This is a genomic window from Pseudonocardia sp. KRD291, assembly GCF_019263595.1.
Taxonomy (GTDB): Bacteria; Actinomycetota; Actinomycetes; order Mycobacteriales; family Pseudonocardiaceae; genus Pseudonocardia.
The window spans coordinates 26,074-43,373 of sequence record NZ_JADQDD010000015.1 but is presented as its reverse complement, the minus strand read 5'-3'; the positions used below and the strand labels follow the sequence as shown (position 1 = coordinate 43,373).

At 70.9% G+C, this 17,300-nt stretch carries 16 protein-coding genes, 1 tRNA gene and 2 pseudogenes; 14 read left to right on the top strand and 5 right to left on the bottom strand.

The window, feature by feature from the left end; translation table 11 throughout:
- Nucleotides 1–1,062 (bottom strand): annotated as a pseudogene (locus tag I4I78_RS04420) (hypothetical protein); the annotation flags it as partial.
- 126 nt (nt 1,063–1,188) lie between these two features.
- Here I4I78_RS04420 and I4I78_RS04415 point away from each other — a divergent pair.
- Genes I4I78_RS04415 through I4I78_RS04405 form a run of 3 tightly spaced genes read left to right on the top strand, consistent with a single transcriptional unit; the run spans nt 1,189 to nt 3,695 of the window.
- Entirely contained in the window at nt 1,189–2,379 is a 1,191-nt protein-coding gene (locus I4I78_RS04415; RefSeq protein WP_218609882.1) for a Tm-1-like ATP-binding domain-containing protein, read from the top strand.
- Nucleotides 2,380–2,389: 10 nt separating this feature from the next.
- Nucleotides 2,390–3,223: a phosphoenolpyruvate hydrolase family protein gene (locus I4I78_RS04410; protein WP_308251893.1), complete on the top strand. Its 834-nt coding sequence runs from the start codon at nt 2,390–2,392 to the stop codon at nt 3,221–3,223.
- A 34-nt stretch (nt 3,224–3,257) separates the two neighbouring features.
- Nucleotides 3,258–3,695 carry an SRPBCC family protein gene (locus I4I78_RS04405; RefSeq protein WP_218609881.1) on the top strand — a complete coding sequence of 146 codons (438 nt, stop codon included), beginning with the start codon at nt 3,258–3,260 and terminating at the stop codon, nt 3,693–3,695.
- A 22-nt stretch (nt 3,696–3,717) separates the two neighbouring features.
- Here I4I78_RS04405 and I4I78_RS04400 read toward each other — a convergent pair whose 3' ends face one another.
- The gene (locus tag I4I78_RS04400) at nt 3,718–3,942 is read right to left on the bottom strand and encodes a DUF2795 domain-containing protein (RefSeq protein WP_218609880.1); all 225 of its coding nucleotides are present in this window, start codon (nt 3,940–3,942) and stop codon (nt 3,718–3,720) included.
- A 37-nt stretch (nt 3,943–3,979) separates the two neighbouring features.
- On the bottom strand, nt 3,980–4,324 hold the full coding sequence (locus tag I4I78_RS04395; protein ID WP_218609879.1) for a hypothetical protein: 345 nt from the start codon (nt 4,322–4,324) through the stop codon (nt 3,980–3,982).
- A gap of 139 nt (nt 4,325–4,463) precedes the next feature.
- Between I4I78_RS04395 and I4I78_RS04390 the strand changes: the two genes are divergently transcribed.
- On the top strand, nt 4,464–6,107 hold the full coding sequence (locus I4I78_RS04390) for an NAD(P)/FAD-dependent oxidoreductase (RefSeq protein WP_218609878.1): 1,644 nt from the start codon (nt 4,464–4,466) through the stop codon (nt 6,105–6,107).
- 160 nt (nt 6,108–6,267) lie between these two features.
- Here the strand turns inward: I4I78_RS04390 and I4I78_RS04385 are convergent, their stop codons facing one another.
- Nucleotides 6,268–7,074, bottom strand: a complete 807-nt coding sequence (locus tag I4I78_RS04385; RefSeq protein WP_218609877.1) for a response regulator — start codon at nt 7,072–7,074, stop codon at nt 6,268–6,270.
- A gap of 391 nt (nt 7,075–7,465) precedes the next feature.
- On the opposite strand from I4I78_RS04385, the gene I4I78_RS04380 reads away from it, so the two are divergent.
- Nucleotides 7,466–8,617: an LLM class flavin-dependent oxidoreductase gene (locus I4I78_RS04380; protein ID WP_218609876.1), complete on the top strand. Its 1,152-nt coding sequence runs from the start codon at nt 7,466–7,468 to the stop codon at nt 8,615–8,617.
- On the top strand, nt 8,614–9,951 hold the full coding sequence (locus tag I4I78_RS04375; protein ID WP_218609886.1) for an MFS transporter: 1,338 nt from the start codon (nt 8,614–8,616) through the stop codon (nt 9,949–9,951). The genes I4I78_RS04380 and I4I78_RS04375 overlap by 4 nt, the downstream gene beginning before the upstream one ends.
- A 98-nt stretch (nt 9,952–10,049) precedes the next feature.
- Here the strand turns inward: I4I78_RS04375 and I4I78_RS04370 are convergent.
- Nucleotides 10,050–10,175: pseudogene (locus I4I78_RS04370) on the bottom strand (SDR family mycofactocin-dependent oxidoreductase); the annotation flags it as partial.
- A 256-nt stretch (nt 10,176–10,431) separates the two neighbouring features.
- Between I4I78_RS04370 and I4I78_RS04365 the strand changes: the two are divergent.
- The 8 genes from I4I78_RS04365 to I4I78_RS04330 all read left to right on the top strand — a co-directional run bounded on the left by I4I78_RS04365 (nt 10,432) and on the right by I4I78_RS04330 (nt 17,238).
- Nucleotides 10,432–10,506 (top strand) — tRNA-Ile (locus tag I4I78_RS04365).
- Between the two features lie 115 nt (nt 10,507–10,621).
- Nucleotides 10,622–11,857: a tyrosine-type recombinase/integrase gene (locus I4I78_RS04360; protein ID WP_218609875.1), complete on the top strand. Its 1,236-nt coding sequence runs from the start codon at nt 10,622–10,624 to the stop codon at nt 11,855–11,857.
- A 63-nt stretch (nt 11,858–11,920) separates the two neighbouring features.
- Nucleotides 11,921–13,159 carry a helix-turn-helix domain-containing protein gene (locus tag I4I78_RS04355; protein ID WP_218609874.1) on the top strand — a complete coding sequence of 413 codons (1,239 nt, stop codon included), beginning with the start codon at nt 11,921–11,923 and terminating at the stop codon, nt 13,157–13,159.
- A complete protein-coding gene (locus tag I4I78_RS04350; protein WP_218609873.1) occupies nt 13,156–13,734 on the top strand; it encodes a flavoprotein in 579 nt (192 codons plus the stop codon). Before I4I78_RS04355 ends, I4I78_RS04350 begins: the two co-directional genes overlap by 4 nt.
- Nucleotides 13,735–14,034: 300 nt before the next feature.
- Entirely contained in the window at nt 14,035–15,162 is a 1,128-nt protein-coding gene (locus tag I4I78_RS04345; RefSeq protein ID WP_218609872.1) for a thermonuclease family protein, read from the top strand.
- 219 nt (nt 15,163–15,381) lie between these two features.
- Nucleotides 15,382–15,756, top strand: a complete 375-nt coding sequence (locus I4I78_RS04340) for a helix-turn-helix domain-containing protein (protein ID WP_218609871.1) — start codon at nt 15,382–15,384, stop codon at nt 15,754–15,756.
- The gene (locus I4I78_RS04335) at nt 15,756–15,995 is read left to right on the top strand and encodes a hypothetical protein (protein WP_218609870.1); all 240 of its coding nucleotides are present in this window, start codon (nt 15,756–15,758) and stop codon (nt 15,993–15,995) included. Before I4I78_RS04340 ends, I4I78_RS04335 begins: the two co-directional genes overlap by 1 nt.
- 529 nt (nt 15,996–16,524) lie before the next feature.
- Nucleotides 16,525–17,238: a hypothetical protein gene (locus I4I78_RS04330; RefSeq protein WP_218609869.1), complete on the top strand. Its 714-nt coding sequence runs from the start codon at nt 16,525–16,527 to the stop codon at nt 17,236–17,238.
- Nucleotides 17,239–17,300 lie beyond the last annotated feature (62 nt).

The window sequence follows — 17,300 nt, the reverse complement described above, 5'->3', positions numbered from 1 at the left end:
CGCGAACAGGGCCTGGGCGTGTGCGTTGTCCAGTGCCTGGTCGGCGATCAGGTGCGGCAGCATCGCCCCGGAGCGCTTGCGCACGGTCAGCGGCGTGACCGAGAGCCTGGCCAGGATCCGGCGCAGTCGCGCGACGTCGGCGGCGCGGGCAGTCAGGTCGGCCTCGACGAGCGGGCGCAGCGCCGTCATCGACCGCTCCGGGACGCGCAGGTGCTGCTCGGCGGCGACGAGCAGGATCCGGCGGGCGTCGAGCACCAGGCCCTGGTAGGCGGCATGCACGGCACCGGGGAACCCGGCCCAGCCCAGTCGCCCGACCCCGCCCAGGGCCTCGCGCACCGCGGTGCCGTGTGCTCCGGCCGGGTCGAGGTTCTCCACGACGCGTTCCCAGCCGGCCAGGTGGGCGACGGTCTGGTGGCGCAGCACCGACAGGTTGGCCGCCGCCGTACCCAGCGCCACGTCCTCCCCGACGGCGCCGTGCTCGAGCAGCGCGGTCTGGGCCGCGCGCAACGTCTCCTCGGCGGCGCGCAGCCGGGCGTCGAGCCGGGTCGGTGCGGACGGGACGAGGTCGTGCACGGCGGTCGTCAGCTCGGTCACCACGCGGTTCTGGACGTCGGTGGTGGCGATCTCGGTGAGCAGCGTCAGCGCCATCAGCCCGAGCGGCGCGCCGGGTGCGACGGCGCCCTGGCGCGGCCCCGACAGCGGCACCAGCACACCGCGCCCGGGCGGGTCCGTACGCCACGTAGACCCGTCGGCCAGGTGCAGCAGCGGCTCGGCGCCGAACGCCTCGGGCAGGCAGAGCCGGAACGTCAGGCCGCCGTCGAGGACGGAGTGCTCCTGCGGGCCGCGCGACACGACCCGACCGAGGTGGCGGGCGAGCTCGCTGCCCGCGGAGAGGGCATCGCCCCACGAGCGGGCCGTCGCGGCCGGCTCGGCCCACCACCCGACGATCATCGCCGGGCCCCGTGACGCCGACCCGTTCGCCGGGGTAGCGCCGTGATGCCGGCCGGGACGCGCGTCCATGGGCAGGACGAGCCCGCTGGTGTGGTCCGGATGGCGCAGCATGACTACCCAACGACGGGATCGTGCCCGAGGTGACTGCTCCGGGCGGGTACCGAGGGGGCACGGCCGATGCCGGATCGGTGCTGCCGACCCCTCGTCCCGGCCGGCGATCTGCGCTACACATCCCTGGTGGGCACCGCGTACGTGATCGGCACGCACGACACCAAGTCCGACGAGCTCGGCTACGTCGCCGAGCTGCTCGAGGCGGCGGGCACGCGGGTGTCCCGGGTCGACGTCTCCACCGGCGGCGGCCCGACCACCGCGGCCGACGTGCAGGCCGGGGAGGTCGCCGCGCACCACCCCGACGGCACCGACGCCGTGTTCACCGGCGACCGGGGCTCCGCGGTCGGGGCGATGGCCGTGGCCCTGGAGCGGTACCTGCTCTCCCGCGACGACGTCGACGGCGTCCTCGGGCTCGGCGGCTCCGGCGGTACGGCGGTGATCACCCCGGCGATGCAGGCGCTGCCGGTCGGCGTGCCGAAGGTGATGGTCTCGACCGTGGCCTCCGGCGACACCGCGCCCTACGTCGGCGCGTCGGACATCGCGATGCTGTACTCGGTCACCGACGTGGCCGGTCTGAACCGGATCTCGCGCATGGTCCTGGGCAACGCCGCGCACATGCTCGCCGGCGCCGTCGCCGCGTCGGTCCCGGTCGCGGACGACCGCCCGGCGGCCGGGCTGACGATGTTCGGCGTGACCACCCCGTGCGTCACGGCCGTGCGCGAGCGTCTCGGCGACGACGTCGACGCGCTCGTCTTCCACGCCACCGGCACCGGCGGGAAGGCGATGGAGAAGCTGGTCGACGACGGGCTGATCACGTCGGTGCTGGACCTGACCACGACCGAGATCGCGGACCTCGTCGTCGGCGGCATCATGGCGGCCGGTCCGGACCGCCTGGACGCGATCGCCCGCACCCGGGTGCCCTACGTCGGCTCCTGCGGCGCGCTCGACATGGTCAACTTCGGGTCCCGCGACTCGGTGCCGGAACGCTTCGCCGACCGCCTGCTCCACGAGCACAACGCGCAGGTCACGCTCATGCGCACGACGGCGCAGGAGAACGCCGCGATCGGCCGCTTCCTGGCCGGCAAGCTCGACGCGTGCACCGGACCGGTGCTGTTCCTGCTGCCGACCGGCGGCGTGTCCGTGCTCGACGCCCCGGGACAGGCGTTCTGGGACCCGGACGCCGACGAGGCGTTGTTCACCGCGATCGAGCAGCACGTGCGGCGCCCGGAGAGGATCATGCGGGTACCGCACAACATCAACGACCCCGAGTTCGCCGACGCGGCCGTCGCCGCGTGGCGGGAGGTGCTTGGCCAGTGAGGTCGACACAGTGAGGTTCCAGCGAGGCGAGCTGGTCGAACGTTTCACCGACATGGCGCGCCGCGGCGAGCCGATCGTCGGCGGCGGCGCCGGCACCGGGCTCTCGGCCAAGTGCGAGGAGGCCGGCGGGATCGACCTCATCGTCATCTACAACTCCGGCCGCTACCGGATGGCCGGGCGCGGCTCGCTGGCCGGGCTGCTGGCCTACGGCAACGCCAACGAGATCGTCGTGGAGATGGCGTCCGAGGTGCTGCCGGTCGTCGAGCACACGCCGGTGCTGGCCGGGGTGAACGGCACCGACCCGTTCATGATCACCGACCGGTTCCTGCGCGAGCTCGACGATCTCGGCTTCGCCGGCATCCAGAACTTCCCGACGGTCGGCCTGATCGACGGGACGTTCCGGTCGAACCTGGAGGAGACCGGGATGGGCTTCGCCCTCGAGGTCGACCTCGTCGCCGCGGCCCGCGCCCGGGACCTGTTCACCACGCCGTACGTGTTCTCCGCCGACGACGCCCGCGCGATGACCCGGGCCGGGGCGGACATCGTCGTCTGCCACATGGGCCTGACCACCGGCGGCTCGATCGGCGCCGAGACGTCGAAGACCCTCGACGACTGCGTCGCGCTCGTCGACGAGTGGGCCGCGGCCGCGCTGGAGGTGCGCGACGACGTCCTCGTGCTCTGCCACGGCGGCCCGATCGCGATGCCCGACGACGCCGCGTACGTCCTGTCGAGGGCGAAGCACTGCCACGGGTTCTACGGCGCATCCTCGATGGAGCGCCTGCCCGTCGAGCAGGCCCTGACCGAGCAGACCCGCCTGTTCAAGACCCGCCTGTCCGGCTCGTAGACCTGTCCGGCTCGTAGACGAGGAGCTCTCCGCCATGCCGCGTCCGTACTCCAGTGCCGTCATCCCCGCCCCACTCGAGCAGGTGTGGCCCTCGATCCGCGACTTCGGCGGTCTCGACCGCTGGCACCCGGCGATCGCGACATCCGAGCTGATCCGCGGTGCGACCGGCTTCGAGATCGGCGCCCAGCGCCGCCTCACCCTCGGCGACGGGGGCGTCGTCGTCGAACAGCTGGTGTCGATCGACGACCGCTTCCACTCGCTGACCTACGAGATCCTCGAGTCGCCGTTCCCGGTCCGCCGCTACATCTCCACCGTGCGACTGTCGCCGGTGACGGCGACCGGTCAGACGTTCGGCGAGTGGTGGGTCGACTTCGACGCCGAGGCCGCCGACGAGGGCCAGCTGGTGGACCTGTTCGCGAACGGGGTGTTCGGGGCGGGACTCGCGGCGCTGGGGGAGAAGTTCGGCAGCTGAACGGGTCCCGGCCCCGGGCGGTTCAGCGCTCGACGCCGCCGGGCCGGTCGCCCTCGGGCTCCTGCGGCACGGCGTCGACGACCTCGGAGGCCCTGGCGTAGGTGCGCTCGGGCAGCGCGCGCATCGCCTCGAGCGTCTCCTCGTCGGCGCCGCGCTCCTGGGCGTAGGTGAGCAGTGTCCGGCGGTCGGCCGGGAAGTCGGCACCCTGGAGTGCCTTGTCCACGCGCAGGTCGTCACGTCGGGTCATCTCGTCCTCCTCGACAGTTCTCGCTCGAGTTCTCGGCTCAGCGGGTCGGGCGGTTCGGCGTCTGGTCGGAGACGCCGTGTCGCAGCGGCTGGTTGTTCGCCTGCTGGTGCTGATCCGGCACCGGCGAGCCGCGGTCGGGCGTCGACGGTGTCTCCGGTTGCGCCCCGGCCGGGTCGCCGCCGGTCGGCTCGGCGTCGCCGTCGCGCAGTGCGGTCAGGCGGTTCTCCATCAGCATCACGATCGGGAGCCGGTTCGCGTGCGCACGCTCGTAGTCGAGCAACGTCTGCAGGTCCGCGGCGTCGAGCGTGCGGATGCGGTTCGCCAGCCCGTTCTCCGGGAGGTGGTCGAAGTCGGGAATCGGTAGGTCGGATCGGTCGGTCATCCTCGGGGGTACCTCACACGGGCGGTCCGAATCGTCGGGTGCGGCACCGGTTCGGATCTGGCGTAGCCGTCCGGGACGTGTGCAGACTCGTGAGAGGCGTCACATCGGTGTGACGCCCCGACGACGGAGCGGCGCATCCATGACCGACACCCGCAACGACGGCCCCGACCTCGACGCCCTGATCGTGGGGGCCGGCTTCTCCGGCCTCTACATGCTGCACCGGCTACGGGACACGCTGGGAATGCGCGCACAGGTGGTCGAGTCCGCCGACGACGTCGGCGGCACCTGGTACTGGAACCGGTACCCGGGTGCACGCTGCGACTCCGAGAGCTACTTCTACAGCTTCTCCGACCGTCTGTCGCAGGAGCTGCTGCAGGAGTGGACCTGGAGCGAACGGTTCGCAGGGCAACCGGAGATCCTGAGCTACCTGCAGCACGTCGCGCAGCGCTACGACCTGCGCCGTGACATCCGGTTCTCCACCACCGTCACGGCGGCGACCTGGGACGGCGAGGGCAACCGCTGGCACGTCGAGACCGGCGACGGCGCCACGACGACCGCGCGGCACCTGGTCACGGCGGTGGGCTGCCTGTCCACCACCAACCTGCCCGACTTCCCGGGGCGCGACAGCTTCCGCGGCGAGAGCTACCACACCGGGCGCTGGCCGCACGAGGGCGTGGACTTCACCGGCAAGCGGGTCGCCGTGATCGGGACCGGGGCGACGTCGGTGCAGGCGGTCCCGGAGATCGCCGAGCAGGCCGCGCACGTCGTGGTCCTGCAGCGGACGCCGAACTACGACATCTCCGGTGGCAACCGGCCGATGAGCGAGGAGGACGCCCGCGAGATCAAGGACAACTACGCCGACATCTGGGCGCGCACCCGGGAGACCGGCTTCGGCTTCCCCTACGACGCCCCGGACCGCACCGCGTTGTCGGTCAGCGACCAGGAGCGGCAGGAGATCTTCGAGGAGGCGTGGGCGCGCGGCGGTTTCCGTCTGGGCACCACGTTCAACGACCTGCTGATCGATGCCGACGCGAACGCGACGGCCGCGGAGTTCCTGCGCAGCAAGATCCGCGAGAAGGTGCGCGACCCCGAGGTCGCGGCCATGCTCAGCCCCACCGACCACCCGTTCTTCACCAAGCGCCCGCCACTGGAGAACGGCTACTACGACACGTTCAACCGGGACAACGTGACCCTGGTCGACGTGCGCTCGACGCCGATCGAGGCGATCACCGAGAACGGCGTGCGGGTGGACGGCACCGACTACGAGGTGGACGCGATCGTCTACGCCACCGGCTTCGACGCCATGACCGGCACGCTGTTCCGGCTCAACATCACCGGCCGCGACGGCGTCGGGCTCACGGAGAAGTGGACCGACGGCCCGCGCACCTACATGGGTCTGACCACGCGGGGCTTCCCGAACCTGTTCATGATCACCGGGCCGCAGAGCCCGTCGGTGATGAGCAACATGCCGGTCTCGATCGAGCAGCACGTGGACTGGGTGACCGACTGCCTGCGCTGGATGAACGAGCGCGGCCTGGACCGGATCGAACCGACCGCCGAGGCCGAGGACGGCTGGGTCGAGCACCACACCGCCGTCGGCAACATGACCCTGCTGCCGCAGGCCGACTCGTGGTGGATGGGCGCGAACATCCCGGGCAAGCAGCGCAGCGTCTACCCGTACATGGGTGGGGTCGGGGTGTACCGCGGGCTGTGCGACGAGGTGGCCGCGAAGGGCTACGAGGGCTTCGAGACGGCGACGACGGGAGCCGCGTCGATGGCGTGAGCCCGGCGCCGGTGCGGTGGCATCTCGCTGCCGCACCGGCAGGGCGCCGGTGATCGGAACAGGCCTGTCGTCGAACTCCGCCACGTAGTGATCCTCCTCGTGGCCGGCAATCTTTTGGGCGGATCGACCGCACCGATCGCCACAGCTCGAATACGCCGACTCATCGAATCGCGCTCAACACCATGGTGAAGAGTTCGTCAGCGCGGTTGGTGGCTCCGTCGCCGCCATGAGCTGATGCCTCCCGTCTGTGCTCAAGCGCTCCGGACGAGGAGTAGACGAAGAACGGTGTGCTGATTCCGCGCCGTCGCATTTCGTCAAGGAGTACGTAGCCTTCTCGTGCTCCCTCGGCGCGACCCATGTCCGAGATGATCGCCGCGTAGGTGCTCTGCGCCAACTTGGCAAGCGCTTCTTCTGTGCTCATGGCAAGGGAGATCATGCATCCCTGAGCTTCAAACGCTTTTCGTTCGTATGTATTGTTCTGTGGATTGTCGTCCACCCACAGAATGTGCTCTCGACGGGTGGTCTCCCCCCGATGTCGCTGGCTCGGCTCGGCCGCGCGCTGTACGGCGTCGACGACGGATGCGACATTTACCTCGCTCCCAGCGGGGTCAGACTTCTTCGCTGCAGCGAGAGATACGGCGGTCTCCAGCTGCACCCGTACCCAGTTGTCCTCGTTGACGAAGTCCTTCGGGGCATACAGGCTCTGTGGGTATCTCGTCACCAGCCACAGGAACGAGCCGAGTACGAGCACGGGAAACGCGACGAGGAAAATTACTAGCGGAAGTCTTTCGTACGGCGCGAGGCGCGACGCGAAAGCGGTGATGAGTGCCGCGACACCGTAGACCAACACAATGAACAAGGCAATGATGCCAAGTGGGTTTCCCGCCAGCTTGACGGCGGTACCTCCGAAGGACTGCGTGCGATCCTCGTCGGGGCGATCGGTTGCTCCCGAATTTGCTTCCGTCATACTGGGGCCCGATCTGTCCGGGAATGTCGCGGGGTGACGACGATACCGGCTCCGCCGTCGGACCTCGTGAGCGGCTGGAGACTCCGCGAGCAGGGGAGCCGAGAAGTGTTCGACCAGGTCGAGCGTCCTCTTCGAGGAGACGACTCGTAGCCGAGCCGCAGTGACGCCGATCGCGACCGGTTGCGTCGCGAAGGCCCGTCTGTTGCGCTCGTGGGATGGGTGCGAGCGAGCTGACGCGTCGTCGCTGGCTCGATCTCGGACGGGTGCAGTTGCAGTCCTGTCGCCGGTGACGATCTCCCGGTCCTGATCCGCCGCATCCCCGCTCCGCACGAGGGACGGCGTCCTCCTGCGCCTGAAAGGCTCGCCCGTGTCCTCTGACGCCCCTCTGACCATGCACTGGTTCCTCCCGACGATGGGCGACAGCCGTCAGCTCGTCGGCGGCGGGCACGGTGTAGGGACCGGCTCGGCCGGGGCGATCCGCCCGGCGAGCATCGGCTACCTGACCCAGGTCGCCCGCGCCGCCGAGCAGGTCGGGTTCACCGGCGCGCTGACCCCGACCGGCGCGTGGTGCGAGGACGCGTGGCTGACGACGGCGATGCTGGTCGCACACACCGAGCGGCTGAAGTTCCTGGTCGCGTTCCGCCCCGGCTCGGTCTCCCCGACGCTGGCCGCGCAGATGGCTGCGACGTATCAGCGCCACTCCGCGGGACGGCTGCTGGTCAACGTCGTGACCGGCGGCGAGAGCAGCGAGCAGCGCGCCTACGGCGACTTCCTGGACAAGGACGCCCGTTACACCCGCACCGGCGAGTTCCTGGAGGTCGTGTGCGCGCTCTGGCGGGGCGAGAAGATCGACCTCGACGGCGAGCACGTCCACGTCGAGAACGCGTTCCTGGACCGGCTGCCCGACCCGGTGCCGGACGTCTACTTCGGCGGCTCGTCGCCGGCCGCGGGCGACATCGCCGCCGAGCACGCCGACGTCTACCTGACCTGGGGTGAGCCGCCCGAGCAGGTCGCGGAGAAGATCGCCTGGATCCGCAAGCTCGCCGAGGACCGCGGCCGCACCGTGCGGTTCGGCATCCGGCTGCACGTGATCACCCGCGACACCTCCGGGGCCGCCTGGGCGCAGGCGCAGTCCCTGCTCGACGCGCTGGACCCGGAGATGATCGCGAACGTCCAGACCGGCCTGGCCGGTAGCGAGTCCGTCGGGCAGCGCCGGATGCGGGAGCTGCACGGCGGCTCCACCGACGACCTGGAGATCTCGCCGAACCTGTGGGCCGGCGTCGGGCTGGTGCGCGGCGGGGCCGGGACGGCGCTGGTCGGCAGCCACACCGAGGTCGCCGACCGGATCGCGGAGTACCACGAGCTGGGCATCGACGAGTTCGTGCTGTCCGGCTACCCGCATCTCGAGGAGGCATGGCAGGTCGGCGAGGGCGTGTTGCCGATCCTGCACGAACGCGGTCTGTGGTCCCCGCCCGACGGCGCCGGCCTGGACCCGGACGCGTCGGTCTCCGTGCCGTTCGCCGCCATGCGGGACGCGAGGTGAGCACCACCCTCGCCGAACACTCCATCGGACCGGCACCGGCGGGACCGCGGACGGTGCTGGCGGCGAGCCTGATCGGTACGACCGTCGAGTGGTACGACTTCTTCCTCTACGCCACCGCGGCCGGCCTGGTGTTCCCGGCGCTGTTCTTCCCGGTCGGCGACGAGGTGGCCGGCACGCTGCTGGCGTTCGGCACGTTCGCGGTCGGCTTCGTGGCGCGCCCGATCGGCGGGGTGATCTTCGGCCACATCGGCGACCGCCTCGGCCGCAAACGCACGCTCGTCGCCACGATGGTGATGATGGGCGTGGCCACCGCCCTGATCGGACTGCTGCCCTCGTACGCGTCGATCGGCGTCGCGGCGCCGCTGCTGCTCGTGCTGCTGCGCGTCCTGCAGGGCATCGCGGTCGGCGGCGAGTGGGGTGGCGCGGTACTGCTCGCGGTGGAGAACGCGCCGCCCCGACGGCGGGGGCTCTACGGCAGCGTCCCCCAGATCGGTCTCGGGCTCGGCCTGGCGCTCGGCACCGGTGTGTTCGCGCTGCTCGGGCAGGTGCTCGACCCGGAGACGTTCCTGAGCATCGGCTGGCGGATCGCGTTCCTGCTCAGCGTCGTGCTGGTCGGGGTCGGCCTGGTGGTGCGGCTCAAGGTGCTCGAGACTCCGGAGTTCCGGGCGCTGCACTCCTCCGGGGCGACGGCGTCGGTGCCGATCGTCGAGGTGTTCCGGGCCCGTGCGCACCGGCGCGGTGTCGGCACCGGGATGCTCGCCCGCTGGGCGGAGGGAGCCGCGTTCAACACCTGGGGCGTCTTCATCATCACCTACGCCACCACGACGGTGGAGATGGACAAGACCACCATCCTGCTCGCCGTCACCGGCGGCGCGCTGTTGATGGCGGTGTTGACACCGGTCGCGGGCCGGCTCGCCGACCGCTACGGCCGGCGACGGATCTTCGGGATCGGCGCGGCCGGGTTCGGGCTGACGGTCGTCCCGTCGTTCCTGGCCGTGCAGTCCGGGATTCCGTGGCTGGCCGCGACGGCGATAGTTGCGCAGCTCGGCGTCTTCTACGCCGCGATGACCGGGACCGAGTCCGCGCTGTTCGCGGAACTGTTCGACACCGGCGTCCGCTACACCGGGATGTCGCTGGTCTTCCAGGGGTCCGGCATCTGGGCGTCGGGCCTGACGCCGGTGTTCCTGACCGGGCTGCTCGCGTTCGGCGCCGGCGACCCGTGGTGGGCGGCGGGCTACCTCGTGCTGACGGCGGTGATCAGCCTCGTCGCGGTGATCGTCATGCCGCGCTTCATCGGCTGGCGGCCGGAGTGGGCACGGACCGACCCCTGGTAGGCGTCACAGCGCGGTGGCGCCCAGATCGACCGGGATCTGGGCGCCGGGTGACGGTCCGGCCCAGGTCGCTGACCAGCCACAGCACCGTTGTCGGCCGCGACCGGCGCCACCACGTCGACGGCGACGATGTCCGCACCCCCGGCGGCCATCCGCACCGCGTGCGTGCGCCCCTGCCCGCGCGCCGCCCCGGTCACGAACGCCACCTTGCCGTCGAGGAGTCCCATACCGCCTGCCTGCCAGTGTGATCGAACGGTGACCGGTCGTCGCACCGCCGGAACGCGTGATCGAGACGGACTGGCGGCGCACCTACGCCGAACCGGTCTCGCCCGTCTCCGGCGGCTGACCGACTGATCGGACCGGCGGTCGGGCCGGAGGGCGTCGCCCACGCCGTGGCGGCCGCTACCATCTGGCCCGCGGTGCCGTGACGGATGGTCGTCGCCGGCGCTGTCCGGACGTCGGTGGCCACCTCTCCGCCGTTCAGGGGCGGTAGCTCAGCTGGTCAGAGCAGCGGACTCATAACCCGTCAGGTCGTCGGTTCGAACCCGACCCGCCCCACAAACCTGCAGCTCAGCGGCTTGTGATCACTGCTTCGTGCCCCGTACGGTGATCGTATCCAACGGAAACCCAACGGAAACTCATCCGTGGGTCCGGCCGAAGGGCGGTGCGGCGCATGGCGCGACCACCGCTGTCCATGGGCACCCACGGCAGCATCCGGGTCGCCCGACGGGCCGGAGGAGCGACCGGCAGCTACGTCGCGAAGTGCCGCTTCCGGGACTACGACGGCGTGACACGGCTGCTCGAACGCAGCGGTTCGACGAAGGCCGCCGCGTCCCGCGCGATCCAGGACGAGATCCGCTCGCGGATCGGCAGCACCTCGGGACCGCTGCGACCGGAGCACACTTTCGAGCGCGCGACCGAGATCTGGCTGACCAAGTTGGATGCGCAAGTGCGTGACGGCGCCCGCGCTGTGACGACCGCGGACACCTACCGGCAGCGGCTCCGGGCCGTAATTCTGCCGGCGATCGGGCAGTGGCGCCTCTACGAGTGCACCGTCCCGCGGTTCGACGCGTTCTTCAACTCGCTACCGGCCCGCCACAGCCCGGAGTCCCGCAAGACGATCCGGACCGTTGTGTCGCTCGTGCTGCGCGTCGCCGTGCAGCACGAGGCGATGGCGGACAACCCGATCCGGCACCTGGACCCGATCGAGCGCGGCCCCCGCCGGCCTCGGGCACTGACGACGATGGAGCGGCGTCACTTTCTGGACTGGATGGCCGGGACGTCGGAGGACGACGAGGAGGCGCGCGCCCAGGTCCGCGCGCGCCGTCGCGACCTGCCCGACATCGTGACGTTCATGATCGGCACTGGCGTGCGGATGGGGGAAGCGCTCGGCGTCCGGTGGTGCGACGTCGACCTGGAGGGCGTCCCGGTGGTCGAGGGCGACACGCTGCGGGCCGTACCGATCGTCGCGATCACCGGCAACATCGTCCGGCACCGGGGAAAGGGACTCCACCGGCACGACGGGAAAACCGATACCTCGCTCCGGATCGTTCCGCTGCCACAGTTCGTGGTGGCGGCTCTCCGCGCGCGGGACATCTACGGTCCGGAGGTTCCCGTTTTCCCGGCATCGGCCGCAAAGGGGGGATTCAACTGGAAGGATCCGAACAACGTCGTCGGTTATGTGCGTGAGGCGCGAAAAGCCGCCGGAATGGACTGGGCGGTCACCAGTCACACGTTCCGCAAGACGGCGGCGACGATCTGGCACGACTCTGGTTTGCTCACCGACCGCCAGAAGGCGGATCTCACCGGCCACGCGAAGATCAGCACGCTGACGGACATCTACGTGGCACGCGGGGAGCTGCACCCGGCCGGCGCAGCGGTAATGGACGCGGCTTGGATGGATTCGTGACGGCGGTGCGTCCGATTGTGCGAGAGTCCTTTTCGAGGCGCCGGACGACGGTAGCCTGAGACCGTGCGCGGGGCTGGTGACGAGATGCAGATCGGCGAGCGGATCGCCTTCTACCGGCAGCGGCGTGGGTACACACAGAGCCAGCTCGCCGGTCTCGTCGGGCGGAGTACGGACTGGCTGAGCAAGATCGAGCGGGGCGAGCGCCAGATCCGCCGGGTCGACCTGCTCACCGAGCTGGCCGGCGCCCTGCGCGTCTCGTTGGGCGACCTCATGGGCCAGCCCGTCCTCATGGAGGACGACCAGGAACGCGACAACATCCCCGCGATCCGCGACGCGCTGATGGCTCCGGGACGGCTGTCCCGGGTGCTGTTCGCCGCGGAGACCGGCGCACCACCGGACGTGCGGCAGGCCGAGCAGCTGGTCGAGTTCCTGTGGTCCGACTACCAGCGCGGCCGGATCGGCGAGGTTGTCGAGCGGCTCCCGCGCCTTATCCAGGCCGCCCAGCAGCTCGAGGACAGCGCTGCCGACCGCGAACCGGGCGAGCGCCGGCGGGCATGGGCGATGTCGGCGCGCACGCACCACCTGGCGGCGACGACCCTGAGCAAGGTCGGCGAAGCCGACCTGTCGTGGATCGCCGCCGAACGTGCGATGAAGGCGGCTGACGAGGCCGAGGACCCGCTCGTTCTGGCGTCGGCCGCCCGGGCGGCGACACACGCCCTGCTGGCCGTCGGACGCTACGACGATGCGCTGAGCCTCGGCGAGACCGCGGCCCGCTGGCTCGGGCCGCAGGTCGCCGCCGGCGACCCGGACGCGTTGAGCCTGCTCGGCATGCTGCACCTGCGGACCGCGGTGGCGGCGGCCCGCAGGCAGGACCGTGCCGCCGCGGACGAGCTGCTCGCGCACGCAGAGCGCTCGGCCGAGCGGCTCGGCGAGGACGCCAACTATTGGCAGACGGGTTTCGGCCCGACCAACGTCGAGCTGCACCGCCTGTCAGCCGGGCTCGACCTCGGCGATATGGCATGGGTCGCCAGGCGAGGTGAGAATCTTGATGTGGCCCACCTGCCGGTCGAGCGCCAGGTGACGCACATGATCGACCTCGCGCGGGCGCTCTCGCACCTGGCTCGCGACGATGACGCGGTGACCCTGCTGCTCGACGCAGAACGCACCGCGCCCGCGCTGGTGCGGCACAGCGCCGTCGTCCGCGAGACGGTCAAGGCCATGCACCGGCGGGCGCCCGTCACAGGTGGGAGCCGATCGTCGCAGCTGCGGGGACTCGCCCAACGCTGCCGGGCGGTCAGGTGAGCGACGACCGTCCCGTCGTCGGCCTGGTCGCCAGCGCGGTCGGCGGGGTCGAGACGATCCGCTCCGGGTTCGTCCTGCCCGCGCTCGATCGCGGATGGCGGGTCGCGGTCACTTTGACCCCGACGGCCGGTCAGTGGCTCGACGAGTCCGGTGAGATCGCCGAGTTGGAGGCAGTCACCGGACTGCCGGTGCGCGTGGCGCCTCGGCAGCCCGGTGAGCAGAGCCCGCACCCGCCGGTGATCTGCTACGTCGTGGCCCCTGCGTCGGCCAACACCGTCGCCAAGCTGGCTCTGGGAATCGCGGACAACCAGGCCCTGACGACGGTGTGCGAGGCCATCGGTAACCCGGAGGTCCCGGTCGCCGTCTTCCCGCGGGTCAACGCGGCGCACGCGCGGCATCCGGCGTGGGCCGGCCATCTCTCGGCGTTGAGAGCGGGCGACGTGCACCTGATCTACGGGCCCGCCGTCTGGACCCTGCACGAGCCGCGTCAAGCGCCTGCCGATCGCGCTCTCCCGTGGGAATCGATCATCGTTGCGGTTGGGCGGCTCGTCGACGAGCCTGACCGAGTGCACTGACCGGGGTAGCGGACCATCGGGTGTGGCGCATCTGTCGCACCCTGGACACCTCAGATCATCGGGGTAGAGCTGAGCACAGCGGATCCGCCGAAGCCCATACCGGATCCGGCACGGCGCCGGCGCTGACCAACTTCGTCTCCCTCCGCAATTGTGATGATCTCGGGGGTGCACCGCGGCCTCGACCGCGCTCGCCGATAACGCCGGACCCACGTGCCCGATATGTCGGGGGAGACTCAGGGTTCGGGTCCAGCGTCGCGCGAGACCGACGGTCGGCCCCGTCGTGCCTTCAGGGGGCAATTCGTGATCGGTATCGGCAAGGTCGTCGTGGGGATCGTCGCGGCGACGGGGGTGACCGCAGGTGTCGGCTATGTCGCCGTGCAGTCCTCCGCCGAGCAGGCCGTGGTGCAGCGCATCGTCGACGGCGACACGTTCGAGGCGAGCGTCGCGGGGCGGACGACGAGCATCCGCCTGTTGAACGTCGACACCCCCGAGACCAAGGACCCGAACCGCGACGTCGAGTGTCTCGGCCCGGAAGCCGCGGCCCGTCTGGCACAGATGATCCCGGTCGGCAGCACGGTGCAGCTGGCGTTCGACGTCGAGCGCCTCGACCGCTACGACCGCACGCTGGCCGCCGTCTACGACGGACAGGACCGACTGGTCAACGCCGAGATCGCACGCGAAGGACTTGGGACTGCCTCGAAGGTCGGAGGTAACGATCGCTACTACAGCGACGTGGTCGAGGCCCAAGAGGAAGCGCGCGCGGACGGGCGGGGCCTCTACGCCGACACCGTCGCCTGCACCGTCCCATCCCAGGTAGAAGCGTTGAGTTCGGAGGCGACTGCGGCGCAGGTCGCGGCGACGCCGTGGAGCTCAGCCGAGTTCGACCAGGCCGCCGCACAGACACAGGGTCTACTCGGTCGCGTGGACCAGTTGCAATCCGTGTTCGCCGGACCTCGCCAGGGTCTCGTTTGGGGCGTGCTCTCAGCCGCCGATGTCCAGCGCCTGACGGCCCAGCTGAGCACGTCCCGCGACACCGTCGCGGCGGTGTACGACGCCCATCGATCGATGGGCGACCAGGCCCGTCAGCGAGAGCGAGTCGTGGAGCAGCAGGCAGCGCAGGCCGAGCGCGACCGGCAGGCTCAGGAGACAGCAACTCGTCAAGCCCAGGCCCGGCAAGCGGCGGCGGCCCGCCAGGACGCAGACCTCCAGGCGAGTGCGCCTGAAATCGGCCAGGTCGCCGCGGCGGCCGCGCCAGCCCCGACCACGGCACAGGCGGCGGGTTCGGGGTGTGAGCCCGGGTACTCGCCATGCATACCGGTCTCGGTCAAGGACCTGGACTGCGGAGACCTAGGCGGGCCGTACGACGTCACCGGCTCGGACAAGCACAGGCTGGACGCCGACGACGACGGCATCGGCTGCGAGCGCTGAGCAGCCGGAGCCAGCGACCCACCGGTGAAGGCGCTGCAGCCAGGCCACTCGACTGATCGGTCTCGCCTTACCGCACCATTCGTGGTTTGAACGTCAGCAGTTGACCTGTTCCTCCCTGACAACTAGATTTCGGTGATCAGTCGCAATCTCTGAGGGACCCGGACATTTTGTCCGGGTCCCTCGTGCATTCCGGGGTTCTCCTGTGATGGCGCCGCCAAGTTGGCGCCCGTCACAGGAGGAGTCTCGATGTCTGTTCACTATCGCGAACGTTCTGACACGTCGCGTCCGGACGACGGCGACGGTCCGGAGAACGCTCTGCACCACCCCCTGCTGCTCACCGTCGAAGAGGTCGCCGAACTCTGGTTCGGTGCCGTCGGCCCGGGTGGCTCGGCCAGTTCCAACTGCCAGAAGATCCGCCGCCTGATTCCGGAGATCTTGCCGGCACGGCGGATCGGGAATCGTTGGTACGTCAGCCGCGCCGTCGCCGAGGAGTGGATCGCAGGCGCGGATCCGGCGTCGGTCATGGCGCACCCGGATACGCGCGAGATCAGCGCCGCCGGTGTTTCGGCCGCCCGTCATCGGAGCGCCGGCTGATGGGCAGCGTCGGATTGCTGATCTTGTTCGCGATCGTCGGCGCGGCAATCTGCGCCAAGGCCCGGTCGGCTCTGGGTGCGATCCTCTTCGCCCTGGTCGCGATCGTCATGTTCGTCGCGACGCCGGTCGGCGACGGGCTGCCGGGCGCGCTGTCGTCGTTCATGTCCGGTGTCGACGAGGCGGCGACGCCCGCCCTGAACAAGACCGAGCGGGCCGCGACGTCGGGGGCGGGGTCGTGACCCCGGCAGGCGGTTCCGACGGGCGCGGGTTCGCGTTCAAGGCCACGCGGGCCGAGGAAACTGCGGGAGGTCCCGCCTGCGGCGGGGCGTGCCGGCCGGGCCGAGCTGAGCACGGCCTCACTCACGAAAAAGGGTGCTGCGCATCGCCTTCGGCGACGGCCTGGCGGCCGCCCTTGATCGCGAGCCTCGGAGGCCGCGCGGACGCGCCGAAGGGCGGCGGGGACAGCGCCCGCCACCCACGTCAACGGCCCGACCGGCCCGCGTCCCTCTTGGAGGCCACGATGTCCGTCACCGATTCCCCACCCTCTACCGGCGTCGATCCGGAGCACCTGGTGTGCCCGGGGTGCCGCGAGGTCGTGGAGTGCGCGCCCCCGCTGGGGTGGCCCGCGAGGGCCGGAGCCGTTCCGCAGTTCTCCCACCGGGACGGCTCGGTGTTGTGCCCGGACTCGCGCGGCCGGTTCGGCGAGCCGGTCGAGGCGCACGCCCACCCGACCTCGTTCGTGAACGCTGTCCGATCGGCGGTGGCCCGGTGACCGCCGTGGTTGACGCGACCGTGTCAACGGAGCACAGCGAGACGGGGGCGATCAGCGCGCCGATGGTGGGCGCGCTGGAGGAGGCCTGGGAGGCGATCCGGGTCCGGCACCCGGAGCTGCCGCAGGTGGTGATCGTGCTCGGCGCCGGATCGGGTGACCGGGGCGGCGCGCTGCGGCTGGGGCACTTCGCGGCGATGCGCTGGACTCCGGCCGAGAGCGAGGCCGGGCAGGTCGGCATGGCCGAGGTGTTCATCGGGGGCGAGGGGCTGGCCCGCGGCCCCGCGGCGGTGCTGGGGACGTTGCTGCACGAGGCCGCGCACGCCCTGGCTCACGCCCGCGGGGTGCAGGACACCTCGCGTCAGGGCCGCTGGCACAACGCGAAGTTCAAGGCGGTCGCGACCGAGGTCGGGATCGAGGTCGTCAAGGACCCGCGGATCGGCTGGTCGCCGACCACGGTCCCCGCCGCGACGCAGAGCGCCTACGAGCCGGTGATCGCCGAGCTGGGGCGGGTGCTGCGCATGTACCGGGCGGCTGAGCCCACGGGTGGGGAGACGACGAAGAAGCCGGGCCCGCCGGCCTGCGTCTGTGGGTGCGGGCGCCGGATCCGGGTCGCGCCGTCGGTGCGCGAGGCCGGGCCGATCGTCTGCGGGGTCTGCGACACCGAGTTCACCCCCGAGGAGCCGGCCGACGACGAGGAGGCCGGCTCGTGAGAAACCGGCCCGAGACCGCGAGATCGGCCGCGCGGGATGCAGTGCAGGACAACACGAAACGA

What these genes read in the sequence shown, in the direction of transcription:
- I4I78_RS04405 (WP_218609881.1), top strand. Translation starts at nt 3,258, where the DNA reads ATGCCGCGTCCGTACTCCAGTGCCGTCATCCCCGCCCCACTCGAGCAG.
- I4I78_RS04400 (WP_218609880.1), bottom strand. Translation starts at nt 3,942, where the DNA reads ATGACCCGACGTGACGACCTGCGCGTGGACAAGGCACTCCAGGGTGCC.
- I4I78_RS04395 (WP_218609879.1), bottom strand. Translation starts at nt 4,324, where the DNA reads ATGACCGACCGATCCGACCTACCGATTCCCGACTTCGACCACCTCCCG.
- I4I78_RS04390 (WP_218609878.1), top strand. Translation starts at nt 4,464, where the DNA reads ATGACCGACACCCGCAACGACGGCCCCGACCTCGACGCCCTGATCGTG.
- I4I78_RS04385 (WP_218609877.1), bottom strand. Translation starts at nt 7,074, where the DNA reads ATGACGGAAGCAAATTCGGGAGCAACCGATCGCCCCGACGAGGATCGC.
- I4I78_RS04380 (WP_218609876.1), top strand. Translation starts at nt 7,466, where the DNA reads ATGCACTGGTTCCTCCCGACGATGGGCGACAGCCGTCAGCTCGTCGGC.
- I4I78_RS04360 (WP_218609875.1), top strand. Translation starts at nt 10,622, where the DNA reads ATGGCGCGACCACCGCTGTCCATGGGCACCCACGGCAGCATCCGGGTC.
- I4I78_RS04335 (WP_218609870.1), top strand. Translation starts at nt 15,756, where the DNA reads ATGGGCAGCGTCGGATTGCTGATCTTGTTCGCGATCGTCGGCGCGGCA.